Below are 26,447 nucleotides of genomic sequence, written 5' to 3' on the forward strand. Positions count from 1 at the left end.
GTGGACTTTCAAAGAAAGAAATTGATACTAGTAACTATTCAATAGACAATCGTTTCAACCTCAAACTATTCAGCACCACACTCACGGAGCTAAACGCCATTGCGGCTCCGGCAATCATAGGGTTTAGCAAGAATCCAGTGAATGGGTACAGAATACCAGCTGCGATAGGAATGCCGATGAGGTTATAAATAAAGGCCCAAAATAGGTTCTGGCGGATACCTTTCACCGTGTTAGATGAAAGCTTTAAAGCTTTAGGGATTGAGTTCAGATCGGAAGTGATGAGGGTAATAGTAGCCACGTCCATTGCAATATCTGAGCCCTTCCCCATTGCTATGCTGACATCAGCTTCGGCCAATGCGTGGCTGTCATTGATGCCATCGCCTACCATGGCCACGGTTTTGCCTTCGGCTTGTAGCTTTTTCAGGAGGTTGGCTTTGTCAGCAGGTAATGTTTCGGCTTTATAATTTTTAATTCCTACCTGTTGGGCAACGGCTTTGGCAGTATGCTCATTATCTCCGGTGAGCATATAAACTTCCACATTTTGATCCTGAAGTTTACGAATGGCTTCCGCTGAGGTAGGTTTGATTTTATCGGCTATTGCCAAAACAGAGAGTAGTTCATTTCCCTTAGCAAAGTAAATTACCGTGTAGGCTTTTTGTTGCCATTCTTCGGCCTTAGTGGCAAAATCTCCGGAAAGGGAAATTCCATGCTCATCCATCAGCTTTCGGTTTCCCAAAAAGTAAGTTTCGTCATTAGCACTAGCTTTTACACCTTGTCCAGTAAGGCTTTCAAAACTTGAAATGGCGGGATTTTTTTCAACTTTTTCTTTCAAAGAATTGGTAACGGCTTGAGCCAAAGGATGCTCAGACTGTGATTCTATGGCGAAAAGTATTTCCTGATTTTGCAGGTTTTCATCCTTCCAAATTTGCTCTACTACTTCGGGTTTTCCTTCGGTGATAGTTCCGGTTTTATCCAAAAGGATGGCGTCAACTTTATGAGCAAGCTCAAGTCCACGAGCATCCTTTATCAGAATATTGTTTTCGGCTCCTTTGCCCACACCCACCATAATAGCGGTAGGAGTGGCCAGTCCTAAAGCACAGGGGCAGGCAATTACTAAAACCGAAACGGTAGTAAGCAGTGCATGCGTAAAAGCATCATCGCCACCCCAAATCATCCACACCGTAAAAGTGGCGATGGCAATAAGAATTACTGTTGGAACAAATATCCCGGCAATTTTATCGGCCAACTTTTGCACGGGGGCTTTACTTCCCTGAGCTTCACGAACAGTTTTTATGATTTGTGCCAGCAGGGTGTCGTTGCCCACTTTGGTGGCTTCAAATCTAAAGGCACCTTTTTGGTTTATCGTTCCGGCAAATACTTCATCACCGGATTTCTTTTTTACGGCAAGTGGCTCACCACTTATCATACTTTCATCTACAAAAGAATTACCAACGGTAACTTTTCCGTCAAGTGGGATTTTCTCACCAGGGCGAACCATTACGATTTGTCCTTTTTGAACATCACCTACCGGCATTTCTATTTCCTTTTCATCCACTATCACTTTCACCATTTTGGGTTGTAGCCCCATCAATTTTTTAAGTGCGGTGGTGGTATTGCTCTTGGCTTTTTCCTCCATCCATTTTCCTAAAGAAATAAAGGCGATAATCACGGCAGCGGCTTCATAATATACGTGCGCAGCAAAGCCACGGCTTTCAAAAAACTCAGGATAAATAGTGTTGAAAGCACTGAAGGCAAAGGCAATTCCGGTGCTCAAGGCAACCAGTGTGTCCATGTTGGTGCTGCCTTTTAGCGCAAGCTTCCAACTGTTTTTAAAGAAGTGCGCCCCAAAGTAAAATAGCACAGGAATGGTGAGTACCATTGAAATCCAAGGTGCGTAAGGCATGTCAGGGAAAAACATTCCAATCACAAAAACGGGAAGGGCAAAAATGCTGGAACCGATAAATCTTCGCTTTACTTTTTTGTATTCCTCCTGCTGCATTTTTTCTTGCTCAGCGTAAGGATCCTCACTTTCGATGATGAGGTTGTAACCTATGCTTTGGATTGCACTCTGAAGCTCAGAAGTGGATACTTTGTCCGAATCATATTCCGCGAAAGCGGTAGAATTAGCAAAGTTTACCCCGGCATCTTTTACACCATCTGTAGATTTGAGCATGGTTTCTACGCTCACCGCGCAGGAGGCGCAGCTCATTCCGGTTACGGGGAAAGTTTCTTTAACTAACATTTTCTTGTCTTTTTATTAAGTGCTTCTCCTTTTGAAATAGAAGAGTGAAAACTTAAGGCTAAAACCTTTTGGCTTGTAGCTTTTCAACGATTCAAAGTTCTAAAAAGCTCCTGGTAATTAATTACACATCTATGGAGAAGATTTATAGCATTTTGACATTTTCATAATGTAGGATGCTAGATGAAACTTATCTTCACGCCCATGAAAAAATGCTTGCTTTTCCTTCTTTTGTTTGTCAACACATTTGCTTTTGCGCAAGTTCAGCTGACGGACAAAGCCGAAATACGAATCGTGACGTGTGGCCCGTATCAGGGCGAGTTATATTCTGCTTTTGGGCATAGTGCTATCAGGGTGTATGACCCTTCTCAAGCCATTGATCTGATTTATAATTATGGGGTTTTCAATTTTAATCAACCTAATTTCTACCTCAATTTTGCCAAAGGGCATTTGAAGTACAGGCTTGCGGTTTCACGTTACCAGCCTTTTGTGGATAGCTATATTGATGAAAATCGTTTTGTGCATGAACAGATTTTGAACCTTACGCCAGCGCAAAATCAAAAGGTGTTTGACTTTTTGCAATGGAATGCGCAGGAGGAAAACATGCATTATTACTACGATTACTTTTATGACAATTGCGCCACGCGTGTGCGCGATGTGATGAAAAAAGCTTTGGGCGATAGCGTGCGTTTTGATGATTCGCATATCACCACCAATTACACCATCCGCGATTTGTGCGACATATACCTGCAGGAGCAGCCGTGGGGAGATTTGGGCATAGACCTCTGCCTTGGTTTGCCGATGGACAAAAATGCCACGCCATGGATGTATATGTTTTTGCCGGACTATGTGGAACAGGGTTTTGACCATGCCTACATAAAAGGGCAAAGGGGGGAGAAGCCTTTGGTGAAGGAAACGGTGAACACTTTTGAAGCGCTGCCTGAAAAAGCAGAAACCAACTGGAACACGCCTTTTCTGTATTTCACGGCTTTGCTGGTTTTGGGTTTGTTAATAACCTACCAAGGCTACAATGCTAAGCGCGGGCTGTATTGGTTTGATGCGGTTATTTTCTCCATTATTGGACTTATTGGTTGGTTTCTTTTTGTGCTTTGGCTTGCTACCGATCATCGCGCTGCTGCCCAAAACATGAACCTTCTGTGGGCTATTCCGCTACACTTTCCGGTGGCGCTTATATTATTGAAAAAGAAAAAGCCCAACTGGCTGAAACCTTATTTTACCCTTACGGCACTTCTGGCATTTATCACTCTTATTGCCTGGCCTTGGTGGCCTCAAGATTTGAATAATTCGCTTATTCCTTTTGTGCTGTTAATTATGGTGAGGGCGGTTTATATCAGGTGGTCGTTGAAGAGGTTTTATGAGTAGGATAACCAATCTTGTGAAATCATCGAATATGAATTTACTAATCGGACATTGGTGCTACAATCAGTGTTGGATTTATTATCACTTATAAATCATGTGTGTAAAAGTTAAAGTCCTAACAGATGTTTAATAACTTAAAACTTATTTCGTCATGTGTTTTTTTGACAGTGGTTGTTGGCTGTGAGCCATGGATGGACTACCCAGTCTCTCAGGTGTTTTATGATACTGCGTACTCGTTTACGGTTGAGGAAGTTTGGAAAGATCATGGCATGTTACTGTTGCTTGGAAATGATACGGTATACTCTATTCCTGATGAACTAAAGGATATAAATGAGGATAAATATTTACATTCAATTGTAGGGATTGGGTCTTCGTTTGAAAAGTCAGCAAATGATTCAGTAGTCTATATTACAGGAGATAACGGAAATAGTCAGAAAATTATTTATAGTCTAAATTTTGACACTAGCGATGGTGGACGTTGGTTCTTATTTTAGGGACTAGAGAAAAATATGAATAGGTGAAACACAGTAAAAGTAGACCTTCGTTAGCGCGGATTTACCTTTGGTGAGCTCGCAAGCTCGGTTGTAATCCGTGCCAGCCCGAAGCCTCAGTACAAAGCCTAAACCTTTTCCCCATCAAGAGCAACTTCCGATTTCGTTTACAGCTAAAAGCTTCATTTTTAAAAGATGTCGGACAAGTTATAGAATCTACGAACAGGAGAGCATATATTTCAACTACCCCGTCTTCCGCTTGCTACGCGCGGAATCCACCCCTTCGTGCTCGAAGGGGAATTTCACGCAACACGTTCCCCTTCAATGTTTGAAGGGGTGCTCCGTAGGGGTGGGGTAGTTAGAATTACCAATAACACTGCTCTACTTTGTCGTTTTTAAAAAGACCTTTCAAGCAGGTATTCCAGTTGTTTATTCTCAGAGCAAAGTAAATATCAGCTCCCGAGAGCTGGTTTTGCTCAATAAACCAAGGCGTAATATTATTAGAGCCTACCACCAGTGGACCTACTCTTATCCAGGCACCAGCTCGCAAGTCTCTGCCCTCGTTAGCACAGATTTACCTTTGCTGAGCTCGCAAGCTCGGTTATAATCCGTGCCCATCCCAAGCCTCAGTACCAATTCGAAATCTCTCTCAACCCAAACATTCAAGGCCAATTTCTTTTTGCCCTCAACCTTGCTTCCCTCATAATGTGTGGAAGTAATTCTGCGTTTTCTGTAAACGCAATAGTGATAGACAAGCTAAATTTATGGAGCTTATTAAAAGAGAAAGGTTGTAAGTGTCTAAGACTTTCCAGTTGGTTTAATCAGAATTTCATTAATGTTAACGTGATCGGGTTCAGAGAGAGCAAATATTACTGCGCGTGCAATATCTTCTGGGTTAAGCATAGGTTCATCACCGCCATAATCTTTATCATCCAGTAACTCTTTATCTGTAATATCTTCTCGCAAGTCGGTATTAACTGTGCCAGGCTCAATGGATGTAACTTTTATATTAAACTCAGGAGAGAGTTCCATACGCATGGCTTTAGAAAGAGCAATAATTGCAGCTTTTGAAGCACCATATATAGCTCCACCTTCATATAGCTCCTTTCCATCTACCGATGCAATATTTACAATATGCCCGGATTTTTGAGATTTCATAGACGGTAATGCACCATGAAGTGTTCGCAGTATACCTTTTACATTCACTTCTATGGTATTGAGCCATTCCTCAAGATGCAGGTTTTTTAGGTAAGTAAGAGGCATAACTCCCGCCACGTTTATCAATATATCTACGGTCGGATTTTTCTCAAGTATTTGCTTAAATGCATTCTCTACACTCGTATTGCTTGATACGTCCATTTCTATTATTTGGACAGTATTATTCAGTTGTTTTTGAAGATGTTTTAGATCGGCAGTATCACGTGCCGTAAGAATTAATCTACAGCCATTCTCATCTAGTTTCTTAGCAATAGCGCTACCAATGCCCCCATTAGCCCCTGTTATTATTGCAACCTTGTTTTTTAAGTCCATGTCTTAAATTTTAATAAGATGATTAGAAATTCTTTACACAGAAATATACACGGCATTTTAGGAAATGTTTAATTGAAATGGAAGATATGGGGAGCTACTCTTTTGTTTTAATAAGCCACAGCACTAAGGATTTCCATTAAGTGAATTTCTCAATGTATGGAGTCTCCCTTTGAATCTTGGTAGGGAATATTATGTGTGAAATTTCGAATTACTGTATGAAGGGGCGTATAGTATGGATGGGTCTTCACATTATTTACCAATAACAGTTCTCCACCTGGTCGTTTTTAAACATGTTTTTCAGGCTGCTATTCCAGTTGTTTATTCTCAAAGCAAAGTAAACATCGGCTCCAGAGAGTTGGTCTTGCTTTATAAACCAGGGAGCAAGATTGTCTGATCCAACCACGAGTGGGCCTAATCTTATCCAGGCTCCTGCTCGTAAGTCTCTGTCGTTGTAAAGTGTTATTGGTAGGCCAACTTCGAAAAAGCGGGTTTCATAGCGAATAGAGCTTACGGCTATGTTTTCCTTTTGGAGTTGCTGAGGATGGAGGACAAATCTGCGCGATATATTTAGGTTGGTAAATAGAAACTTTGACAAGTGGTAATCCACAGAAACATTGAGCGCTGCCGGTGTGAATATGGTAAACCTTGAACCTTGAAAAGTAGTGTTTGGATCTCCGGTTAAGGCATTGCTCAGTTCACGAGAAAACTCCCTCAGGCTATTGGCTTGTTCAAATGTGGCATTGGGGATGGTAGATACCTGATTCGTGCTAACTCTATGTTGCTCACTGTTGTTTTTAAAGCTTACAAAACCCAGGTCGGCTATAGCAGCAGCTACTTTCCAGGTGCCGGTTTCTTCAAAATATTTTTTGTCCTGAATTGTAAAACCGAAATCTATTCCAAGCCCTTGGCCGTTGTTGTTTAGATTAAAATCTTCGTCAAAGTAGGTAAAGCCATATTGCAATTCGGCAGAAGGTACTTCCATATCATCACTCAGCTTGGTTAAGTCTAGAGTATTTGGCGAATTTACAAATAGGGCTTGATTGCCAATCAGGAATTTGGCGTTGATGCCATAGCTGAACACTTTATCACCTTTAACATATCCATAGGCGAGATTTAAAGCATATTCACTCCAAAGCATTGCCGTCAGGCGGGTAGGCTTTATGTCTCGGGTCTCGTTTACCATCCAAGCCGCTATACTGGGTTCGCTTAATTGATGATCTAAATGATTGGCGCTAAAAGCTTGTCTCATTTTAGCGTAAAAGCCAATGGAAAAGTGTTTGTTGATACGTGTTGCAAAAGCCGGAGTTCCAGCAAAGGCACTGATAGAATTATTCATCCACACTTTAGCGTCTCTAAATTGATAGTAAATAAAATCCGAAGAGCGGTTAGTTCCTTCTTCATTGAAGTTTACAAAAGCTTTATCTGTATTGAATAACTCATTAATACTCGTATTCTTAATAAAGATGTAATCGGTTTCAACAAATACACCACCTGAGAGGATGGTGAAATCCCATTTTAATGGACTGGCTTGAAAAGAGGAAGGGTTGTAGCCCAGGCCTGTTGTTCCGCTATAGTTACTTACTTGAAGCCCTTGTTGATTTTGAGCGTAAGCAGCTACAAGAAAGGATTGAATTAGAATATAGATTCTTAGCCTGAGCAATTTGTGGATGTTTGATTTGTAAGTAAATCTTACTTCATATAAATGTATTTAGAGAATGTTAGAAGATGAACAGCTAATTAGATAACGTTCGGCTTCATTGAATAATTTTAAGCTAGTATTGATTTGTCATTCGAGTTGGATCCAAATATTCTGCGGAGCAGTAGCTTTACTCATGCGTAGCAGCTTACTTGTAGGCCCAGTGCTTAGGCTATAAACACAAATGCCCCGTCAAAAAAAGATAGGGCATTTTTGTTTTTGATGGTGTGATTTTTTGTTAGACTCCGAAACCAGGTGAAAAAACAGGTTTTATCCAATACTCATTTGCTGAATCCAGAATAACCGTTTTGCGCAAGTCAAGGCCAATAGATATCCAGTGGCCGCTTGATTTTTCTAAATTGGAATTCACGTCTTTATAAATACATTTCCAGTATTCAGGTATTTTACATGTGATGTAGGTAGAGTCTTTTTTTAAGGTCATTTCAGAAATGTCCAACTCAATATGTTTTATGTAAAGCGGCTTTAGTTTCCACGAATCCAACCATATTGGTTCAGGGTTTTCAAAACTAAAAAAGAAGTCTTTGCTTGAGTTTGGAAGATTTTGATATTGCACGGTATCACCGTTTTTTTTGTGGAGCATCACCTTTTCTACTTTAAAGTTGATATTCTTATAAGCGGATTGACTACTCTGAGAGCAACGAAAGTCAAGGTCTAAATAGGTGTTCGGGTCTTCTTTAGTGCATGAAACAAGAATAGCCAGAAGGCAGGTTGCAAGCATTAGTTTTTTCATAATGTGTTTGTTAGAGGTTATTTAAGAAGAAGCATTATTTGATGAAAACAGGATTTATCCATTTCTGATTGTTGGAGTCCAAAACCTGCGATTGTGTTAGGTCAAGCTGAATAAGTATTGGATCTGAATTTGCGGGGTTGAGGTTTGTATTAAAGTTTTGAATACCTGTCCACCAGTTGGTAGGCACTTTGTAATTGATAAACTCTGAATCAGTTTGAAGAGCAATGCTCGAGACATTAAGTTCAAGGTGATTAACAAAACCTGATTGCTCTATGTAACAGGTACCGAGCCATTCTTTTTCTGAGCTTTCTAAATTTAGTAGAACCTCTTTACTCGATCTGGGGATACTGTCATAAGCGATACTATCGCTTAGGTTTCGTTGCAAAATAACCTGCTCCACTGTTACAATAGCCTTTTTGCTGGGCGCATTTTTGGAATTAATTGCGCTTAGTTCCAGGTCAAGAAATGTGTCTGTGGGAATGTACTCTTTCTCACGGCAAGCAGAGAGCAGAGCCAATGCGGCTAGCGCTAACGTTAGTTTATTCATAATTGTGTTTTAGTTGAGTTCAAATATATATTCAGGACGTGATAGCTGTTGCATTGGTGATAGAGTTTAACACAATTTTGGGATATGCATTCAAAGGCTTGTCCCGTCCTAAATAACCGATACAGGTTTTTATATAGATTAAACATAGTAATTAAACCTTGGTGAAGCTAGCTTCACCAAGGTTTTGTTTTTTATAGGATTTTATTTTGACCTGATCTTGTTTATGCATTTGTTCTGGAGTGTTCATTTGGCAGGAGAGGTGTGGCCTTTGTTTATTATAAATGCTTACACTGTCTTCCACCAAAGGCTTCATGATGTCTAGTTTATCGGCCTTTACTACTTCAATAAATTCTTGCTTTAAAATACCGTTTATACGTTCCGCTATGGCGTTGGCATATGGGTCATAAGACTCTGTCATGCTACAGGTTATTTTGGCTTTAGCCAGTTGTTTTGGTAATCGGTGCTACAATATTGTAGGCCTCTGTCTGAGTGATGGATCAGAGGTTGGCTAGGGTATTTTCGATTTTTGATAGCTTGCTTTAAGGCAGATAGCGCACCATCCACACTCAAACTGTTTGATACATTGTAGCCTACTATCTTTTTTTGAGTAGGCATCGGTAACTAGAGCCAGGTACATGGGGTTTTCTCGGGTACCCACATAAGTTATATCGGCCACCCAAAGCTGCTCTGGCCGGGTAATGGGTAAGTCTGCAATCACGTTTTTGTGTTTGCGGAACCTATGGTGTGAGTTGGTGGTAATATGGTATGATTTCTTGGGTTGTATTAACATGTGATTTGCTTTTAGAATGTGGAACAATTTATCGCGACCCACGCCCAGTGCTTGCAGCTCTGGCTGTAGCAAGTGGTAAAGTTTACGTGTGCCTAGCCGAGGCATGGACATGCGCTTTTCCTGCACGAGTGATACTACTTTTTGCGCACGTTGCTTTTTTGGCTTCTTCGGCTTTAATGGCGCGATAATAAACTTGACGGCTATACCCGAACAATCTACAGGTAGCCGTTAGGCTTTCTTGGTAGTGTTCTTTGTATTGGTTGACTGTTCGGGTAAGGAGTTTTTTCTGATTGGAATATTGTACTCTTTCTCGGCTATATCTATCATCATATCAAAGATGATCGCCTTTTTGTCGGCTCGTTCTATTTGATGTTCCAGCTGCTTTTTCTGCTTTTCTAATAGCCGAACTTTTTGCTCTAGTTCCATCAGTTTTTGTTCTGGAGTTTTGGGCATTTGTATTGGAGTTTGATTTTCCCAATCAAAGTTACCATACTTTCTTAACCAACTCAGCACAGTACTGCGAGCCTGAATGCCATATTTTCGGACTGCTCCATGCTGACTTAACTCGCCCCGTTCTATTTCTTGGACAACTTGCAGCTTGAAGTTTAAGCTGTAATCTTTTTGTGTACGCTTTACGTAGCCATTGTCTTTCATAAGGTTACAAATTTGTGTAACGCTATTTCAGGACGTGACAGCTAACAGAAAACAAAAAACCCTCACACTTTCGTATGAGGGTTTTTACGGTGGTGCCTCCAGCACACCTTTAGGTTCCACTAGATGCATGATTATTAATCGGTAAACAAGCTCTAGTTCAGTGGTAAATTATTCTCTCGACCCTTTCTCGACCTAATTTCGACCAAAAGTTTAGTTCAATAGGGGGTAGGACTATGGCAGCGGTTCCTAATAAGCTAAATTCATTCTTTTTTTTGGATGAATTACTTTCGATAACGACAATAAATCGTGAAGAATTTAAAAAATCACAGTTTTTAAGTCATGTTTGGAAAGCGAGGTAAATACACCTTTAGAAGGATTTGACAATGTACATTGATGGTAGTTTTGATACTAAAAATGTCTCAATCAACCCTAAGGATGGATTGCTTTAACACTCTAGTTCCAAACACTATGTTATATTCGTTTGACTTCTGGCTAAATTTATAGTAGGAAATTATGGAAACAGAGTTTGTGAGAAACAATAATCACCTAATAAAACAGGTGGTAAATCTGGGAACAAAAAACAGTAAAACCCTTGGTCATTTTCCAGAGGGAGCATATTTTGAACATGCTCATAAAGAGTATCTTATATGTTCTCATGTGGAAGGCAACTTGTTAGGTTACCTTCTATTCTCTGTTACAAAAAGTAAAAGGTCGATAAGGATAATTCAATTATGTATATCAGAGGAAGCACGAGGGCAAGGTGTTTCAAAAAAACTGTTGGATTTTTTGAAATCTAAATTTAGAGGGTCTTTAAAGGGTATTGCTCTTAGTTGTCGTACAGATTACAAACAGGCTTCTGCACTTTGGGAAAGCTATGGTTTTAAGGCTATGGATAAAGTCAGAAGCAGAAGTAAAAAGGAGTATTGGTTGTATAAGTGGTGGTATGACTTTGGTAACCATGATTTGTTTTCTTTTACCCAAATTAGTTCCTCAAAGCATAAAGTTATCTTGGATGCAAATATTATAATTAAGCTTAGAAGTAATTCTGTAAACCAAGTTTCAGGGGCTCTATTTTTGTTGGAGGATTGGTTGGTGGACGTAGTTGACTATTATTATTCTCCTGAAATCTATAATGAAATAAAAAGGGATAAGGGCGATGAAAGGGCTAAGAAAACGAGGTCTTTTCTTACCAATTTCAATGAGGCAAAATTTAATCCAGATTATCGTGATGAAGTTTTTGATCAGATTAATAATATTTTGTTTGGAACTTCACCAAACGATATTTCAGATAAGAAGCAGCTTTCTGAATGCATAGCAAGTGGAATACAGTATTTTATTACGGAGGACAAGGGAATCCTCAATGCAAGTGACAGAATTTTGGAATTATTTGGCACTCATATTTTAAGACCAATTGATATAATTCTGCTGGTAGATGAAAGTAGTAATAAGGCTGATTATGTAGCGACCAGAATCGCAGGTGTTAATTATGATTATAGCAGCCTCAAATCTGGAGAGGTCGATGAATTACTGGAAAAAATACTAGCAAAAGACCAGTGTGAAAGAAAACATGAGCTTCGAGAAATTTTTACAAGATCCGCTTCTAATGTTAAAAACTGTTCTGCGAGAGTCATAAGGGATAAAAATAAGGCGATTCATGGAGTTTTGATATGTGAATCAAAACCTCAAGAAGTGACTGTTCCTTTAATTCGAACTACAAAAAGTAAATTGGCTAAAACTCTTTTTTCTCAATTGGTTTTTGAAACTATTGATTTTGCAGTTTCTAACCAGAAGGATCTTGTTACTATTTGTGATAAGTATATTGACTCTGTGGATCAAGAAACGCTGGAGTCTATGGGATTCACGCTTAAAGACGATTTATGGATGAAAGTAACAGCTCGAGGTATTATTAATAGTTCTGAATTATTAAAAATTTCTGGAGTTAAGAATGTTTTTGATGAAGAAACTCTTAAAATCAAGTTACAGGAACCTCAGTTTAATGAATTCAGAATCAGCCTTGAGAGAAAATTGTGGCCGCTAAAATTTAATAACGTTGACTTACCAACCTATATCATTCCAATTAAGCCACATTGGGCTAGTCAACTATTTGATCATTACGCTGCTAACGAGTTAATGTTTGGAGCTGATGCCTTTTTGGCTTGGAGCCGAGAAAATGTATATTATAGAAGTGTTAATCCAGTTTCCGAAAAAGTTCCGGCACGTTTGCTGTGGTATGCAAGTAGTACAAGAGATAGAGGGGCCACAAGGGTTAATTCAGTGGTTGCATGTTCCTATCTGGATGAAGTTTATGTGGGTAAAGCAAAGGAGTTATTCCACAAATTGAAACATTTTGGAATTTACGAATGGAAAAATATTTTTCACCTAGCTCAGGGTAATGATGATGGTTTGGTGAAAGCTTTAAGGTTTAGGGATACTGAAGTGTTTAAAACAGCAGTGTCATTTGAAAATGTAAATCACGTACTTAAAGCAAACAACAGAAAAAGAAATACTTTCGCAAGTCCCTTGGAAGTATCTAACGATGTTTTTTTGGAAATCTATAAATTAGGAGGAATTCTATAAAGTATGAACAAGGTTATTGTTGTTTCAATAAAACCAGAATTTGCAAATAAAATCTTTGACGGTTCTAAAAGAATAGAACTTAGAAAGGCATCTCCAACCGTTAATCCTGGGGATTTGATGATTGTGTACAGTACTTCTCCAGTAATGGCTATCATTGGTGTTTGTAAAATTCAAGAGGTTATTAAGTCCTCTCCAAAGGAAATTTGGGAAAAGCATTCTGACGTTCTTGGAATTGATGAGGTTAGGTTTAATGATTATTATTCTAGGTCAAATTTTGCGGTTGGCATTGTTATTGAAAATTCAAGAAGACTTAGATCTAATATTCCCTTAGGAAAAATTAGAGAACAGTTTCCAAAGTTCACTCCCCCACAAACATTTAAATATTTTAGTAGAGAATGGGTTTCAAATTCTTTAACTCAAGCGTAAGTTGGGTAGAGTTTTCGTGGTCTTCCTGGTGATTTCGACCTCGATAATTTGCAAATCATGAGCTATTTATTATTTATCTATGGCTCAAATGACTCTCTTAGTAGTGGTTTCAATATTTAGATTTATGTGTGAATTCACTATTTTCCATTACCTTATTATTAGGTGATGCTTAAGCTGAATTACCCTCAGTGCTACAGCAACAGTTCATTTTTTAAAAGGAATCGAACCACGGACACACTTACAAAATATTAAGGTTTAGTTCGAATTTGAAACTTGAATGCATCAATATTTTTCCGACCGCGAGCAACTTTTTGTTCGACCCATTCTCGACCCATTTTTAGGTGATATAAGGTAAAAGTCAACGGTGGTGACCATGGTAAGTGTTAGATAATCAGTGGTTTATTGTATTTTGATTGTCAGTACGTAACTAGAGTTTTTTAAAATATTAATCTGTCAGTCAGGGTGTTAATTTTTTAGTAAACGAAACCGGGACACCATGGATGTAAATGGTTCTAAATCAGGATTTTGAGGTGGATTTTGAGTAAAAAAAAAGGAGCTAACGTTTGTTAACTCCTTTGTAATCAAGCTGTTGAAGGCTTAATTTCGGTGGTGCCTCCAGGAATCGAACCAGGGACACAAGGATTTTCAGTCCTTTGCTCTACCAACTGAGCTAAGGCACCGTTGGTGCAAACGTTGAAACAAATGCTTCTTATCTCGTTTGCGGGGCGCAAATGTAAAAAGTTTTTTCAATTACCATCAAATAAATTGCAGATGGATTTTACATTTGTTGCCATCTTATTGAAACACAGTGAATATAATTTTTGATGAAGGCAACACACGCACCAAAGTGGCGTGGTTTGACTCTGGTAAGCTAGTAGAAAGTCGAGTTTTAAATGCAGAGTATAATGAGCTGGAAAAGCTGCTCAGTAAATTTCCCGTTCAGCGAGCTATTGTTTCCTCGGTGGTCGGTGACGACTTATATAAAGCATTAAAAGCGATGGCTTCATTTCCTGTATTTCAGCTTAGCCATAATTTACGGCTACCGTATAAGATAGGTTACACAACTCCAGACACTTTAGGCTTGGACAGGATTGCTCTTGCCGCTGCAGCCGCTTCTTTGCATTCAGGTAAAAATTGCTTGGTGATAGATGCGGGCACTTGTATTACTTATGATTTAATCACCGAAAATTCAGTTTATCTGGGAGGTGCTATTTCTCCAGGTTTGCAAATGCGCTTTAAAGCAGTGAATCACTTTACTGCAAAATTACCTTTGGTAAGTGAAGAAGATTACGAAGATCTTATTGGGGCCAGTACATCAAGCTCCATTGCATCTGGTGTGGTAACGGGAATAAAAGAAGAGGTGCGGGGCACAATACAACGTTATGAAGAGCGTTTTCCACAGTTGATAACCATTATTACTGGTGGCGATGCAGGTTTATTTGATGCCTTGCTAAAAAATAGCATCTTTGCAGCGCCTGAATTTTTACTTCGAGGACTCAATAATATTCTGGATTACCATGCAGAAATGCTTTAATGGGATTTTCTTAATCCCTTTTTTTATTATTTCCCTTTCCACATTTGCGCAGCAAAACTCTGTGTCACCATACAGTAGACTTGGGGTGGGAGATTTACAGCGAAAAAATTATACCCGAGGATTAGGCATGGGTGGGGCAACCATCGGAATGAAAGATGCTCAAAGTATTGATATGAGCAACCCCGCTAGTTATGCTAATTTGGCGCTTACCTCTTTTGATATTGGTGTTCAGTTTAGAATTATTGAACAGCAACAGGAAAACCCGGATGTATCAGTAAAAAATAGTCAAGCCGGAATTCGATATTTCTCAATTGGAGTGCCCATAAAAGATTGGTGGGGAAGTGCATTTGGTGTGCAGCCATATTCATACAAGGGATACAATATTACTAATACCAGAATTGCCGCTGATGGAATCGAAATTGTTGACAATTTTGTAGGTAGTGGTAGTATGAGCCAAGTATATTGGGGAAATGCTTTTACCCTTTTCAAAAACTTTTCTGTAGGAGTAAACACAAGTTTCCTTTTCGGGAAATTGGTAGAGGAAAACAGTACTAGTTTTGAAGGTTCAATTTTCAATTCATGGCAAAGTGAAAACTTAGGAGCAAGAGGATTTAATTTTGATTTTGGGGCTCAGTATAGTTTGGATTTAGCCAATAATAAAGAACTTGGGTTTGGAGCAACTTACACTCTAAAAAGTAAGCTCAACGCTACTATGGACCAGCAATGGTACGTACAAAGTGATGGCGGTACTCCTATTGATAGTCTCAACTCTGACGGTGTAGAAGGTGGGAATATTACTTTGCCAACTGAGTTTAAGTTTGGGCTTTCCTACGGTAAAAAAACAAATAAGAGCTTAAATCACGCATGGTTGGTAGCTGCTGACTTTGAACTTTATCAAGGTTCAGAGTTCAAGAATTTTTCAGGAAGCACTGGAGGCTTGGCAGATGGCTATCGTGCTGAGGTAGGAGGTTTTGTAGTTCCTTCACTTATGTCAGAATCTTTGAGTAAGAAAAATAACTACCTAAGCCGTATAGAATATAGGCTTGGAGCGTTTTACGGACAGACACCTTATTCCGTGGGTGGGCACCAGCTAGAGGAGTATGGCATATCATTTGGTATGGGATTGCCGGTGCGTCATAAAAACTTGGCACCTGGAGAAGTAAAGGCCAGTACCGTTAATATCGGAGCTATTTTAGGAAGAAGAGGAACAGTTGAAAACGGCCTGATCCAAGAAAATTATCTGAACATTTATCTGGGAATCAACCTTAATGATAAATGGTTTATCAAGTACAAGTATCGTTAAATTAATAAAGAGAAAAATGAAAAAGTTACTTTGGGTAGTAATAGCCCTAGTAGGGGTGAACAATGTAGCTAGCGCGCAAAGCAAGTGGGGAGAGGATAGCGTAAAGTGTCGTGAGAACCTTTACATCTATTATGAATTAGCAAAAAGCAAAAACTACGATGAGGCTTATGAGCCTTGGACATATGTATTTGAAAACTGCCCAGCTTCGAGCAAAAACAATGTGATATTTGGACCACGTATTGTGGAAGCAAAACTAAAAGCGGCTACCACTCCTGAAGAGAAAGCTAAGCTTACAGCAATGCTTTATGATGTGTATGATACACGAATCGAGCTTTATCCGGATGATGAGGCTTACGCTTTGGAAAGAAAAGGTTTGGATATGGTTCAGCATAGTCCTGATAGCCTTGAAAAAACGTATGATATTTTTAAAAGAGCATTGGAGCTGAGCAATGAGCACAGTGCGGCATTTTATAATGCATACTTTATCACAGCAGCTCGTCTTTTCAACGCTGATATATTCGAAATAAAAGATGTTTTCTTTGCCTATAGTGTGGTGCAAGAAGGGTTGGAGTACAATACCGATGTTTTGAACCGTGAGATAACTTCACTTCAGGCAAAAGTGGAAGACTCTACTATTACTGACAAGGAAACAAAGGAGCTGGAAAAAGCTGAGCGTGAGCTAGGTCGTTTTGACGATGTAGTTTCTAATAATGAGAAAGTATTAGGGCCAATCGCTACATGCGAGAAGTTAACTCTTATTTATAATGAGGAAAGCTTTGCAGCTAATAAGACGGATGCAACTTGGTTGCGTAGAGCTGCCAAAATGCTTAGCCGCGAGCGCGAAAATGATGAAGGAGAAACTGTAGACTGTACAGATGATCCTATCTTCTTTAAGATTGCTGAAGCACTTTATAAACTGGAGCCTTCGCCTACTTCCGCAAGAGCTGTTGGAACCATTGCACTTAAAAATAAGGATTACTCAAAAGGTATTGAGTACTTAAAAGAAGCTGCCAATGGAGAAGCTGACCCTAGAAAACAATCTAGTGATTACTTGAGAATTGCTACTACCTACCAAAAAATGGGAAGCTTAGCTAATGCTAAAGCTGCTGCTTTAAAAGCTGCATCTTATAACAAGAAGTCTGGTACTCCATACATTATATTAGCAACTATTTACGCTCAGGCTGATGGACAGTGTGGTAGCAATGTATTTGAAAAGAAAGCAGTTTACTGGGCTGCAATAGATAAGCTGAAGTATGCTAAAAGTATTGATCCTTCAATGGCAAATAAGGCCAATAAACTTATTGCCGCATATAAAGGTCAACTTCCTGATAAGAGTATTATCTTCCAGCTTGGTAAAAAAGAAGGTGATAAATACAGCATTGGATGTTTTATTGGTGAAACCATTACGGTGGATTACAATTTATGATAAAGAAGCACATTTTAACAAAAGGCATTGCAGCTTCGGTTGCAATGCTTTTTTTGTTTTCATGTAGTAATGATATCAAGCAGGTGCAAGAGATTACCAAGGAGGACAACCTACCCATGGATGTTCAGGAGAATCTTGTGCTTCAGTATTCGGACAGTAGCTTTGTAAGATTGCAACTAGAGGCACCTTTAGCGGAAAGCTATACGCAGCTGGAGGATCCACAGCGTAAGTTTCCAAAAGGTATTGAGGTTTTCTTTTTTGATAGTCAAGGGGTGCAGGAAACGCGTCTTAAGGCGAATCAGGCTACAAACTTTATAAATAGACGCCTTTGGCATGCTACAGGCGATGTAGTTGTGGTAAACAAGAAAGGAGAGCAGCTAAATACTGAAGAGCTGTACTGGGACGAGAAAAGAGAGAAAATTTACTCCGAGGTATTTGTAAAAATTACCACGGGTAAAGAAATAATTATGGGAGAAGGCTTTGAAGCTGATCAAAGTTTTGATAATTATACAATCAGTAAAGTAACCGGACAAATAGCGATAGAAGATGAGTAAGGCTTTTAGATTAGTTGAAATATTATGGTTAGTAGTGGCCGCAACATCTGCTTTTGAGGTGTATGATCTTTGGGGCACCTTTGATACCAAATTTTGGGTATTTGTAGGCTTTATGGTATTTGGTGTATTTATGTTTTTCTTTAGGAAAAAGCAGCGCCAAAAGTTTGAAGAACGCAATAAAAACATTTAGATAAGACCTTGACAATAGTTGCCATAATTATAATGTCCCTTCTTTTTTCCGCCTTCTTTTCGGGGGTAGAAATTGCTTTTGTTTCGTCCAACAAGTTTCATATTGAGATTGAAAACAAAAAGGGAAACTTTGCTTATCAGCTACTGAGTCAGTTGGTTAAAAAACCTTCGCGATTTATTGCTACCATGCTGGTAGGTAATAATATTGCTTTGGTAATCTACGGTATGTTTATGCCGGAGTTGCTCAATCCCTATCTGGAAGCTATAAACCCATACATAGGCGGATTTTTTAGTAATGAGTATGCATTGCTTTTGGTTCAAACCTTAATTTCTACCATCCTTATTTTGGTGATAGCTGAGTTTTTACCGAAAGCAATTTTTAATACTTTTTCAACCCGATTGCTAGAGGTGTTTGCACTGCCGAGCTACATCTTTTATTGGCTGTTTTACCTTATAGTAAGCTTAATGATAGGTGTGAGTAACTTTGTGATGAAGTACATCTTACGCGCTGGTGAGGAGCAAGGAAAACAGGCTTTTGATAAAGTAGATTTGGACAACTATGTAAGGGAACGTACTGAATCTTCATCACAGCATGAAGATGAGGAGGATCCTGAAATTCAAATTTTTAGGAATGCCTTAGGCTTTAGCGAGCAAAAGGCACGGGAATTTATGATTCCCCGTACGGAGATTATTGCCATGGATGTGGAAGCAGATTTAGCTTCCCTTACCGAAAACTTCATCGAATCTAATCTTTCTAAAATCCTTATTTATAAAGAAAGTGTGGACAATATTATTGGCTACGTTCACAGTTTTGAGCTTTTCAAAAAGCCAAAAGATATTCGCTCCATTCTTCGTCCTGTGAGTTTTATTCCGGAAAGTATGACGGCCAACGAGATTTTAAATTCATTGATAAAAGATAGAAGGAGCATTGCTGTGGTACTTGACGAATTTGGAGGAACTTCTGGACTAATTACCGTGGAAGATGTGGTAGAAGAACTATTTGGTGAGATAGATGATGAGCATGATGTGGAAGATTTAATTGATACCAAAATAAGTGATACAGAATTTCGCTTTTCTGCTAGACAGGAAATTGACTATATTAATGAGAAGTACAATTTGGAGCTTCCTGAATCAGACAATTACAACACACTGGGAGGTTTGATTTTGAACCATTTGGAGAGCATTCCCGAAAAGGGAGAGGTGCTTTATCTGGAACCATTTACCATGAAAATGGAAGATGTTTCCAACAGCAAAATTGAAATAGTTCATCTAAAAGTGACCAACGAGTAGGTAATATTTTTCCTTCAAAAAGTGCCAGATGTCGGGTATATTCACCCGAGTCTATTTTTCCGTTCATTTATTGATTGTACAATTGTATATTCGCAACCTTAATTTTTAAAGAGTAAATACACATGGCGACTTTAGAGCGCATACGTCAACGTTCAGGTTTATTGATTGGTATTATAGGTGTGGCCATGCTGGCTTTCATTCTTACCGACCTTTTGGGATCAGGCAATTCATTATTTAGAGCCGATGCTAATGTGGTAGGAAAGGTGAATGGCAGAACGGTAGAGTCACGAGAATTTGCCATGCGCATGGATGAGCGCGAAGCAATAATCCGTCAGCAAAACCCACAGCAAGCCCAATTTATTACCCGTAAGCAAATTGCTGATGGTGTATGGAATGAGATTGTTCGTGAAGAAGTAATGGGCGAGCAGTACGATAATCTTGGATTTATGGTGTCTAGCCGAGAGTTGTACCAAAGATTAAAAGCTAACCCTTCTATTCAAAGTGCCCCTGCTTTTAAGGATCAGGTGACTGGCCAATTTAGCGAAGGTATGTTTCAGCAATACATCACCAACCTTAGAGACAACATGAATGTTGACCCTCAGGCTGCCGAAGCTTACCAGCAATGGGTAGATTTTGAAAGAGGGCAAAAGGACATGGCTCTTCAAACAAAGTATAATAAAGCTGTAGAAAAAGGACTTTATGTGCCTAAACAAATTGCTAAGGCATCATTTCAGTCAAGCAGCATTTCTGCTAATATCAAAATGGCGGCTCTTGAGTTTTCATCTATTAAAGATGAGGAAGTAGAAGTGACCGATGCAGATTTTAAAAATTATTACAACGAGAATAAGGAAGATTTTAAAGCAGAAAAATCAGCTGATATCCTTTATGTAAACTTTCCTATTGCGGCTTCTGAAGCTGACAGAAAAGAATTGCAGGATGAGTTGAAAGGATACATCAGTGCAGCAGATAGCGCTGAAAACTTTGCTTTTGCAGCTGATGATTCACTTTATGCAAGCAGCCGTTCTGATATTAGAGTAATGCCTGATTACTATAGAGAGGCTAACCTTCCACAAGGATTGGATACGACTATCATGGAGCAGCCTGTGGGTTATGTAACCGAGCCTTATGAGGCAAACGGATACTATGCCATTACCAAGGTTACAGATAAGAGAAATCTTCCTGATTCTGTGGAAGCACGCCATATTCTTATTTCATTCCAAGGATTGCAAGGAGGTAACGAAACACGCAACCAGCCACAAGCAAAGGCTCTTGTTGATAGCTTGTTGGAAGTTGTAAAAGCTGATACTTCAAAGTTTGCGGCTATCGCAAAAGAACTTTCTGATGACCCAGGTTCTGGTGCAAATGGTGGCGAACTAGGTTGGTTTGGTGACAAGCAAATGGTGGCTTCTTTCTCCAACTTCAGCTTTAGAAATGAAAAAGGTGAAATAGCTATGGTGCCTTCTCAGTTTGGATACCACATTATCGAAATTTTAGATCAAAAAGGTAGTTCAGAAGCTGTGAAGCTTTTGTCTATCAGTCGTGAGATTGCACCAACAGAGCAGACTATCGATGATATTTACTCAGCAGCAAGTGAATTTGCTTCAAGCGTTTCAGGTACTGAAGATTTTACCGCTAAGGCGGAAGAGAAAGGTTACACACCACGTCCTGCCACTGGTCTTTTGCCTTTTGACGAAAGTATCCCGGGATTGGGTAACAACCGCGAGATTATTCGCTGGGCAAATGGAATCAACAGTGAGGATACCGAAATTGGCGACATTCAATTGTTTAACAATGGAAACTCTTCATACGTAGTAGTACTTCTTACTGATGCCATGGAAGATGGATATAGAAGCCTTGACGCTGTAAAAGAGAACATACGCCCAATGGTGATAAACTCTAAGAAAGGTGATATGCTAATGAAGAAGTTTGAAGGAGCAACCGGGGATATTGATGCCATTGGTGCAGCTGCAGGCGCTCCTGTTACTACTCAGGCCGTAAACTTTGGAGCACCAAGTTTGGGGCGTTTTGGTAGTGAGCCAAAAGTAATCGGAACCATTTTCGGTATGAATGATGGAGAAACTTCTAAGCCTATCAAAGGTAACAGAGGCGTATTTGTAATTCAGCTTACCAACAAAACTCCAGCAGCTGAGCTTCCTGATTATAGCGAGCAGCAAAACCAACAACAACAGGCTACCAGAGGTAGAGTACAAGGTCAGGTTTTCCTATCTCTTAAAGAGAATGCTAAGCTTGATGATAGAAGAGCTAAGTTCTACTAGTAGAACCTAAGTTTTAAAAATATTGAATCCCCTTCTAGGCCTAGCTGAGAAGGGGATTTTTTTGTTCTATGCTAAGGACTAACCTTGACAATGGTTAAAACAACTGTCAGTAATTGTTAAACAGAGTTTGACACCTCTGCCGGAACAATTTTAAGAATACTTTAAAACCAGGATAAAATGGTGGCGCTAAGGAAGCAGTATTTTACTTTAGGTATAATATCATAGTAGAATCGTTAGCCAGTGGCATATGAGGTTAGAATCACGGATTTTACAATCCTTACAACACTAACCTATTGCTATTTCCCCTAAGTAATCTAATGTATAAAATCTAGCCCCTAAAGAATTTCCATTCTATTACTATCCAACTTGATGAAGATAAATAGGAGGAGGGTAAAACCCCAAAGGGAAGAACCTCCATAACTGAAGAAGGGAAGGGGAATACCAACTACGGGCGCAAGGCCTATTGTCATGGCTATATTCACTGCAAAGTGAAAAAAGAGGATAGAGGCTACCGAATAACCATAAATGCGGCTAAAGGCAGATTTTTGCCTTTCAGCCACAATGATGATTCTAAAGAAGAGAAGGACAAATAGAATCACAACCACAGAGCTCCCAACAAAGCCCCATTCTTCGCCTACAGTACAGAATATAAAGTCGGTGCTTTGCTCGGGCACAAAATCAAACTTGGTTTGAGTACCTTCTAAATATCCTTTGCCAGTAAGTCCACCAGAGCCAATGGCAATCATAGATTGGGCGGTGTTATAGCCAATTCCTTTTGGGTCGTGTGCTTTGCCAAGCAAAATGTTGATACGGTTTCTGTGACGATCTTCCAGCACATTATTAAAGGTGTAATCCACACTTTGAATAAACCCAATAGCTAATAAGGTTAATGCTATAATGCGAACAATAGCACCTCTCGATCTTCGATAAAGGAAAATGAATATTCCGGCAATAGCCGCGATAAAAAGAAATAGATAAAGAGGACTGATAAGTAAGCTGAGGATAAATAGAATAACAAGTGCAAAGCCGGCAAAAATGTAATTTCCGGAAAGGCCTTCACGGTAAAAAACTAGGAAGAATGCAGAATACACCAATGCCGAACCCGGGTCAGGCTGTGGGATAATAATGGCTGCAGGAAGAAACACAATAATTAAAGCCACAAAACGGTCTTTCCAGCTATTCATGGAAACTCCTTTGGTACTTAGGTATTTAGCTGTAGCAAGGGCTGTAGCAAACTTGGCAAACTCAGAAGGTTGTAAACTGAAACTACCAAAGGCGTACCATGATTGGGCTCCGGCTATTTCTTTACCAAACACAAAAAGCCCGAGCAGCGAGAGTATAGAAATGATGTAAATGGGGAAGGCCAGGGTTTGGAAGAGAGTAGCATCGGCAAACATAATGACGAGGATGATGACTACGGAAGTGCCTATCCAAAGTAGCTGCTTGCCATACTTTTGGCTCATGTCAAAAATGCTGCTAAACTCTTCATTATAAACAGCTGCATAAATGTTTAGCCAACCCAGCAGCGCTAGGGCGAAGTATAGAAATACGAGTATCCAATCTATATTTTGAAAAAGGCTTCCGTTACTGCGCATTACTTGTTTTCAGCTATCAGTTTCTTTTTGTCATACACTGCGTCAAGTTGCTTCTGGTATTCTTCTTTTAGACTTCCATCTAGCATACGCTTTTCAAGAGTTTCGCGGGTGATTTCTCCATTGATGTATTTTTCAATCATCAAGCTGGCAATTGGTGCGGCCCATCGGCTTCCCCAATATCCATTTTCAACAATAATGGCAATTGCAATTTTGGGATCATCTTTTGGTGCAAAAGCCACAAATATGGAGTGATCTTGCCCATGAGGGTTTTCGGCAGTTCCAGTTTTTCCACACATTTCAATGCCTTCTAATCGGCTGCCTCGAGCCGTACCTTTTTCAAAAGCATCAAACATTCCTTCTATTACAATGTCAAAATGTTTGGGATCAACAGTGGTGTGTTTTGGCTCGGTATAATTAGGGTCAGTTACGGGTTGCCCATTTACCTTTTTAAGAATATGAGGGGTGTAGTAGTAACCTCTATTGGCTATTGCCGCAGTCATGTTGGCGAGCTGAATAGGCGTTACCAAAAGCTCTCCCTGGCCTATTCCAAGTGAAATAGCACTCACGGCTTTCCAACCGGTATATCCAAAAGCACGATCATAATAATCAGCATCGGGAACAAAACCTTTTCTACCTGTAGGTAAATCGTTGTTTAGGAATTTTCCCAAACCAAAGCTTTTCACATGCTCACTCCAGGCATTCATACCTTGGTGGGCATCAGGATAGTTTTCAATAATGCCTTTAAATGCTGTACAGAAGTAGTTGTTGCAGGATTTACTAATTCCAGTGCGCAATGGAAGTGGGTAGCTTGTACCGCAGTGGCAAGCCACATGAAGCCTTCCATAATGAAAACCATGATGACAGGTGTAGGCGGTGGTTGGGGTAAGTGTACCTTCCTGCAAACCAATAAGGGCGTTAACTACTTTAAAAGGGGAGCCAGGAGGGTATTCTGCCAATAGACCACGATCATAAAGAGGTTTTTCGATGCTATCCACAAACAAGCGTCCGTAGTTTTTTGTGCGCTCACGGCCCACCATAAGTTCGGGGTTATAGCTTGGACTGGTTACCAAAGCCAGTATTTCTCCAGATGAAGGTTCGATAGCGACTACGCTTCCGCGCTTTCCGTTCATGAGTTGCTCACCATACTTTTGTAAGTCAATGTCTATAGAGCAAATAATGTCGGCCCCAGGATCGGGAAGGGTATCGTATTTTCCACCTTCAAAACGGCCCTTTACACGGTTGTGTACGTCCACCATTTTGTATTGAATACCCGCACGACCACGCAATACTTCTTCATACGATTTTTCGATTCCGGTAATTCCCACCAAGTCACCTTTTTTGTAAGTGCTATGGTCGGCCAAAAATCTATCGGAAGCTTCGCCAATAAACCCTGTAACGTTGGCCGCAGAGTTGTATGCATAATCTCTAAGGATCCGCTTTTGCGGGAAGAACCCCTTAAAGCTGTATAGTTTTTCCTGAAGGGAAATGTAATGCTCCTTGCTCATTTGCTTTACAAATACCGATGGCTTGCGGTAACTGTAAGCTTTGGCTTCGGCCATTTTACTGATAAAAAGCTCTTTGGTGATTCCCAGTAGACCGCAAAACTCAAGCGTGTCAAGGCTTTCCACTTGAAGTGGTACCACCATAATATCATAAGCAGATTGATTGCCTACAAGGAGTTTTCCTTGACGATCAAAAATCAACCCACGACCAGGATACACCATCTCTTTTCGAATCACATTATTTTCTGCCGAAAGGCGAAAATCAGTGCGAATAACCTGAATGTAAAACAGGCGGGCGATAAAGATGAGGGCTAGGCCAATGAAAAAGAAATAGAATAAGTACTTACGTTCCATGAATTAAATTCGATCCTTCTTTCTAAAGTTCCAGAGCTGCACCAGAAGAACAAATACAAAGGTAAAGATACTGCTCATCATAGTACGCACTAATACTGTGCCGATGTCGCGGAAGCTATAACTTTCTATTAGGAATAGTAAGAAATGATGAATCAGGATACAAAGTAGAGCGTAAACAATGAGGTTACCCAGTCCTAATTTGTTTGGTTTTACGCTAAGAAAATCTTCACCTCGCTTTTGCGTAGCCACTTTTAATAGTGGAATTCTAATGTATGCCAAAAATACGGTAGCAGCTATGTGTACACCACCGCTGTTTTCAAACATGTCAATGCACAAGCCCATAAGGAATGCAAGTATCAACACTGTACTCCGCGGTACTTTTACGGGCAGCATCATTACAAATAATATGTACACGTAAGGATTTAGATAGCCGGAATAATCAATATTATTCAAGATGAAAACCTGAAATAGTACCAGCACCAAAAAGGACAATATGTTGCGTGCGGTTATCATTTTGGGTCCTGTTGGCTTTGAAGGTTTTGGACCTCAAGTTTCATTTTGTCTTCAATCACATATACGTGATGGATAGATGCGAAATCAGTTGCCAAGTTGATTTTTACAGCAAAGAAGTTTTGATCTTCCTGAAGGTTATAAGAATCAATATAGCCGATGGTAAGTCCCATTGGGAATAAAAGGCTTCGTGAATCAGTAACGATCGTATCGCCTTTTGTGATCTTTGCGTAGCGGGGAATATCCGTTAGGTAGGCGTATTGATAATTATTGTTATTCCATAGAACAGGGCCAAAATAGCCAGAGTTTTTGATTCGTCCGCTTACTGAAAATGAAGGATTGATAAGTGGAATAACCGTAGAGAAATGTTTGCTGACATCTTTTACTACCCCCACAATTCCTTTGCTTCCAATTACGCCCATACCTTTTTCTACACCATGCACGCTACCTCTGTTTATAGTCATGTAATTGCGGGCTTTGCGGTAGCTGCCGCTTACAATTTCAGCATCAATATAAGTGTAGCGAATAGCATTTGAGCTATCTATAACGGTAGTGGTGTCGGTGCTTAGAGGGAAGAAGGAACCTTCACTTTGGTTGCGAAGTTTTGCATTTTCCTCAGCCAGCTTTTCATTTTGATCTACCAAGTCAAGGTATTCCTCTACATCATTAGTGCGCTGTAGCATACCACCTGTAACGGAATTCGCAGAGTTTATAAATACAGATCTTTGATAACTGCGGCTGGCACTAATCCATGTAAATGCGATGGCCTCCAGAAACACAAAAAGTATGAGTATCCGGATTCTATAAAGATAGGCCAGTAAGTTGCGCATTTA

Annotated in this window: 24 protein-coding genes and 1 tRNA gene; 11 read left to right on the top strand and 14 right to left on the bottom strand. The window is 39.7% G+C overall.

Annotated elements, in window-relative coordinates; genetic code table 11:
• Nucleotides 1-34: 34 nt before the first annotated feature.
• Nucleotides 35-2,242: a heavy metal translocating P-type ATPase gene (locus tag OWEHO_RS00330; protein ID WP_014200454.1), complete on the bottom strand. Its 2,208-nt coding sequence runs from the start codon at nucleotides 2,240-2,242 to the stop codon at nucleotides 35-37.
• A 180-nt stretch (nucleotides 2,243-2,422) separates the two neighbouring features.
• On the opposite strand from OWEHO_RS00330, the gene OWEHO_RS00335 reads away from it, so the two are divergent.
• On the top strand, nucleotides 2,423-3,622 hold the full coding sequence (locus tag OWEHO_RS00335; RefSeq protein WP_223252701.1) for a lipoprotein N-acyltransferase Lnb domain-containing protein: 1,200 nt from the start codon (nucleotides 2,423-2,425) through the stop codon (nucleotides 3,620-3,622).
• 158 nt (nucleotides 3,623-3,780) lie between these two features.
• Nucleotides 3,781-4,113 carry a hypothetical protein gene (locus OWEHO_RS00340; protein WP_169312744.1) on the top strand — a complete coding sequence of 111 codons (333 nt, stop codon included), beginning with the start codon at nucleotides 3,781-3,783 and terminating at the stop codon, nucleotides 4,111-4,113.
• A gap of 795 nt (nucleotides 4,114-4,908) precedes the next feature.
• On the opposite strand, the gene OWEHO_RS00350 is transcribed toward OWEHO_RS00340, so the two are convergent.
• The 8 genes from OWEHO_RS00350 to OWEHO_RS18565 all read right to left on the bottom strand — a co-directional run bounded on the left by OWEHO_RS00350 (nucleotide 4,909) and on the right by OWEHO_RS18565 (nucleotide 10,078).
• Nucleotides 4,909-5,640, bottom strand: coding sequence for an SDR family oxidoreductase (locus tag OWEHO_RS00350; protein ID WP_014200457.1), 732 nt, complete (start codon nucleotides 5,638-5,640; stop codon nucleotides 4,909-4,911).
• 253 nt (nucleotides 5,641-5,893) lie between these two features.
• Complete coding sequence (locus tag OWEHO_RS00355; RefSeq protein ID WP_014200458.1) at nucleotides 5,894-7,300, bottom strand: DUF5723 family protein; 1,407 nt, start codon at nucleotides 7,298-7,300, stop codon at nucleotides 5,894-5,896.
• A 274-nt stretch (nucleotides 7,301-7,574) separates the two neighbouring features.
• Nucleotides 7,575-8,087, bottom strand: coding sequence for a hypothetical protein (locus tag OWEHO_RS00360; RefSeq protein WP_014200459.1), 513 nt, complete (start codon nucleotides 8,085-8,087; stop codon nucleotides 7,575-7,577).
• A gap of 34 nt (nucleotides 8,088-8,121) precedes the next feature.
• Nucleotides 8,122-8,634 (bottom strand): hypothetical protein, encoded by a 513-nt coding sequence (locus tag OWEHO_RS00365; RefSeq protein ID WP_014200460.1) that lies wholly within the window; start codon nucleotides 8,632-8,634, stop codon nucleotides 8,122-8,124.
• A 151-nt stretch (nucleotides 8,635-8,785) separates the two neighbouring features.
• A complete protein-coding gene (locus tag OWEHO_RS18555) occupies nucleotides 8,786-9,079 on the bottom strand; it encodes an integrase core domain-containing protein (RefSeq protein ID WP_316928308.1) in 294 nt (97 codons plus the stop codon).
• Complete coding sequence (locus OWEHO_RS18750; protein WP_407635935.1) at nucleotides 9,061-9,198, bottom strand: hypothetical protein; 138 nt, start codon at nucleotides 9,196-9,198, stop codon at nucleotides 9,061-9,063. The genes OWEHO_RS18555 and OWEHO_RS18750 overlap by 19 nt, the downstream gene beginning before the upstream one ends.
• Nucleotides 9,143-9,550: a hypothetical protein gene (locus tag OWEHO_RS18560; RefSeq protein WP_223252703.1), complete on the bottom strand. Its 408-nt coding sequence runs from the start codon at nucleotides 9,548-9,550 to the stop codon at nucleotides 9,143-9,145. The genes OWEHO_RS18750 and OWEHO_RS18560 overlap by 56 nt, the downstream gene beginning before the upstream one ends.
• Before the next feature lie 102 nt (nucleotides 9,551-9,652).
• Nucleotides 9,653-10,078, bottom strand: coding sequence for a helix-turn-helix domain-containing protein (locus tag OWEHO_RS18565; RefSeq protein WP_014201344.1), 426 nt, complete (start codon nucleotides 10,076-10,078; stop codon nucleotides 9,653-9,655).
• 513 nt (nucleotides 10,079-10,591) lie between these two features.
• Between OWEHO_RS18565 and OWEHO_RS00380 the strand changes: the two genes are divergently transcribed.
• Both OWEHO_RS00380 and OWEHO_RS00385 read left to right on the top strand, forming a co-directional pair.
• Nucleotides 10,592-12,655, top strand: coding sequence for a GNAT family N-acetyltransferase (locus OWEHO_RS00380; RefSeq protein ID WP_014200461.1), 2,064 nt, complete (start codon nucleotides 10,592-10,594; stop codon nucleotides 12,653-12,655).
• Between the two features lie 3 nt (nucleotides 12,656-12,658).
• A complete protein-coding gene (locus tag OWEHO_RS00385; RefSeq protein ID WP_014200462.1) occupies nucleotides 12,659-13,081 on the top strand; it encodes an ASCH domain-containing protein in 423 nt (140 codons plus the stop codon).
• Nucleotides 13,082-13,688: 607 nt separating this feature from the next.
• Here the strand turns inward: OWEHO_RS00385 and OWEHO_RS00390 are convergent.
• A tRNA-Phe gene (locus OWEHO_RS00390) sits at nucleotides 13,689-13,761 on the bottom strand.
• 128 nt (nucleotides 13,762-13,889) lie between these two features.
• On the opposite strand from OWEHO_RS00390, the gene OWEHO_RS00395 reads away from it, so the two are divergent.
• The 7 genes from OWEHO_RS00395 (at nucleotide 13,890) to OWEHO_RS00425 (ending at nucleotide 21,653) form a co-directional block, all read left to right on the top strand.
• A complete protein-coding gene (locus OWEHO_RS00395) occupies nucleotides 13,890-14,615 on the top strand; it encodes a type III pantothenate kinase (RefSeq protein WP_014200463.1) in 726 nt (241 codons plus the stop codon).
• Nucleotides 14,599-15,918, top strand: a complete 1,320-nt coding sequence (locus OWEHO_RS00400; RefSeq protein WP_014200464.1) for a PorV/PorQ family protein — start codon at nucleotides 14,599-14,601, stop codon at nucleotides 15,916-15,918. The genes OWEHO_RS00395 and OWEHO_RS00400 overlap by 17 nt, the downstream gene beginning before the upstream one ends.
• A 16-nt stretch (nucleotides 15,919-15,934) precedes the next feature.
• Nucleotides 15,935-17,344: a hypothetical protein gene (locus OWEHO_RS00405; RefSeq protein WP_014200465.1), complete on the top strand. Its 1,410-nt coding sequence runs from the start codon at nucleotides 15,935-15,937 to the stop codon at nucleotides 17,342-17,344.
• Nucleotides 17,341-17,898: an LPS export ABC transporter periplasmic protein LptC gene (lptC, locus tag OWEHO_RS00410; protein WP_014200466.1), complete on the top strand. Its 558-nt coding sequence runs from the start codon at nucleotides 17,341-17,343 to the stop codon at nucleotides 17,896-17,898. The genes OWEHO_RS00405 and lptC overlap by 4 nt, the downstream gene beginning before the upstream one ends.
• Nucleotides 17,891-18,088 carry a hypothetical protein gene (locus tag OWEHO_RS00415; protein ID WP_014200467.1) on the top strand — a complete coding sequence of 66 codons (198 nt, stop codon included), beginning with the start codon at nucleotides 17,891-17,893 and terminating at the stop codon, nucleotides 18,086-18,088. The genes lptC and OWEHO_RS00415 overlap by 8 nt, the downstream gene beginning before the upstream one ends.
• Nucleotides 18,089-18,120: 32 nt before the next feature.
• On the top strand, nucleotides 18,121-19,377 hold the full coding sequence (locus tag OWEHO_RS00420) for a hemolysin family protein (RefSeq protein WP_041627289.1): 1,257 nt from the start codon (nucleotides 18,121-18,123) through the stop codon (nucleotides 19,375-19,377).
• 122 nt (nucleotides 19,378-19,499) lie between these two features.
• On the top strand, nucleotides 19,500-21,653 hold the full coding sequence (locus OWEHO_RS00425; RefSeq protein ID WP_014200469.1) for a peptidylprolyl isomerase: 2,154 nt from the start codon (nucleotides 19,500-19,502) through the stop codon (nucleotides 21,651-21,653).
• Between the two features lie 335 nt (nucleotides 21,654-21,988).
• On the opposite strand, the gene rodA is transcribed toward OWEHO_RS00425, so the two are convergent.
• The 4 genes from rodA to mreC are packed head-to-tail and all read right to left on the bottom strand — an operon-like array spanning nucleotide 21,989 to nucleotide 26,444.
• The gene (gene rodA / locus OWEHO_RS00430; protein ID WP_014200470.1) at nucleotides 21,989-23,248 is read right to left on the bottom strand and encodes a rod shape-determining protein RodA; all 1,260 of its coding nucleotides are present in this window, start codon (nucleotides 23,246-23,248) and stop codon (nucleotides 21,989-21,991) included.
• The gene (gene mrdA / locus OWEHO_RS00435; protein ID WP_014200471.1) at nucleotides 23,248-25,104 is read right to left on the bottom strand and encodes a penicillin-binding protein 2; all 1,857 of its coding nucleotides are present in this window, start codon (nucleotides 25,102-25,104) and stop codon (nucleotides 23,248-23,250) included. The genes rodA and mrdA overlap by 1 nt, the downstream gene beginning before the upstream one ends.
• Nucleotides 25,105-25,107: 3 nt before the next feature.
• A complete protein-coding gene (mreD, locus tag OWEHO_RS00440; protein ID WP_014200472.1) occupies nucleotides 25,108-25,617 on the bottom strand; it encodes a rod shape-determining protein MreD in 510 nt (169 codons plus the stop codon).
• Nucleotides 25,614-26,444, bottom strand: coding sequence for a rod shape-determining protein MreC (gene mreC, locus OWEHO_RS00445; protein WP_014200473.1), 831 nt, complete (start codon nucleotides 26,442-26,444; stop codon nucleotides 25,614-25,616). The genes mreD and mreC overlap by 4 nt, the downstream gene beginning before the upstream one ends.
• Nucleotides 26,445-26,447 lie beyond the last annotated feature (3 nt).

This window comes from Owenweeksia hongkongensis DSM 17368 (assembly GCF_000236705.1).
Classification (GTDB): Bacteria; Bacteroidota; Bacteroidia; order Flavobacteriales; family Schleiferiaceae; genus Owenweeksia; species Owenweeksia hongkongensis.

What these genes read in the sequence shown, in the direction of transcription:
- OWEHO_RS00330 (WP_014200454.1), bottom strand. Translation starts at nt 2,242, where the DNA reads ATGTTAGTTAAAGAAACTTTCCCCGTAACCGGAATGAGCTGCGCCTCC.
- OWEHO_RS00335 (WP_223252701.1), top strand. Translation starts at nt 2,423, where the DNA reads ATGAAACTTATCTTCACGCCCATGAAAAAATGCTTGCTTTTCCTTCTT.
- OWEHO_RS00350 (WP_014200457.1), bottom strand. Translation starts at nt 5,640, where the DNA reads ATGGACTTAAAAAACAAGGTTGCAATAATAACAGGGGCTAATGGGGGC.
- OWEHO_RS00360 (WP_014200459.1), bottom strand. Translation starts at nt 8,087, where the DNA reads ATGAAAAAACTAATGCTTGCAACCTGCCTTCTGGCTATTCTTGTTTCA.
- OWEHO_RS00365 (WP_014200460.1), bottom strand. Translation starts at nt 8,634, where the DNA reads ATGAATAAACTAACGTTAGCGCTAGCCGCATTGGCTCTGCTCTCTGCT.
- OWEHO_RS18565 (WP_014201344.1), bottom strand. Translation starts at nt 10,078, where the DNA reads ATGAAAGACAATGGCTACGTAAAGCGTACACAAAAAGATTACAGCTTA.
- OWEHO_RS00380 (WP_014200461.1), top strand. Translation starts at nt 10,592, where the DNA reads ATGGAAACAGAGTTTGTGAGAAACAATAATCACCTAATAAAACAGGTG.
- OWEHO_RS00385 (WP_014200462.1), top strand. Translation starts at nt 12,659, where the DNA reads ATGAACAAGGTTATTGTTGTTTCAATAAAACCAGAATTTGCAAATAAA.
- OWEHO_RS00400 (WP_014200464.1), top strand. Translation starts at nt 14,599, where the DNA reads ATGCAGAAATGCTTTAATGGGATTTTCTTAATCCCTTTTTTTATTATT.
- OWEHO_RS00405 (WP_014200465.1), top strand. Translation starts at nt 15,935, where the DNA reads ATGAAAAAGTTACTTTGGGTAGTAATAGCCCTAGTAGGGGTGAACAAT.
- lptC (WP_014200466.1), top strand. Translation starts at nt 17,341, where the DNA reads ATGATAAAGAAGCACATTTTAACAAAAGGCATTGCAGCTTCGGTTGCA.
- OWEHO_RS00415 (WP_014200467.1), top strand. Translation starts at nt 17,891, where the DNA reads ATGAGTAAGGCTTTTAGATTAGTTGAAATATTATGGTTAGTAGTGGCC.
- OWEHO_RS00420 (WP_041627289.1), top strand. Translation starts at nt 18,121, where the DNA reads ATGTCCCTTCTTTTTTCCGCCTTCTTTTCGGGGGTAGAAATTGCTTTT.
- OWEHO_RS00425 (WP_014200469.1), top strand. Translation starts at nt 19,500, where the DNA reads ATGGCGACTTTAGAGCGCATACGTCAACGTTCAGGTTTATTGATTGGT.
- rodA (WP_014200470.1), bottom strand. Translation starts at nt 23,248, where the DNA reads ATGCGCAGTAACGGAAGCCTTTTTCAAAATATAGATTGGATACTCGTA.
- mrdA (WP_014200471.1), bottom strand. Translation starts at nt 25,104, where the DNA reads ATGGAACGTAAGTACTTATTCTATTTCTTTTTCATTGGCCTAGCCCTC.
- mreD (WP_014200472.1), bottom strand. Translation starts at nt 25,617, where the DNA reads ATGATAACCGCACGCAACATATTGTCCTTTTTGGTGCTGGTACTATTT.
- mreC (WP_014200473.1), bottom strand. Translation starts at nt 26,444, where the DNA reads ATGCGCAACTTACTGGCCTATCTTTATAGAATCCGGATACTCATACTT.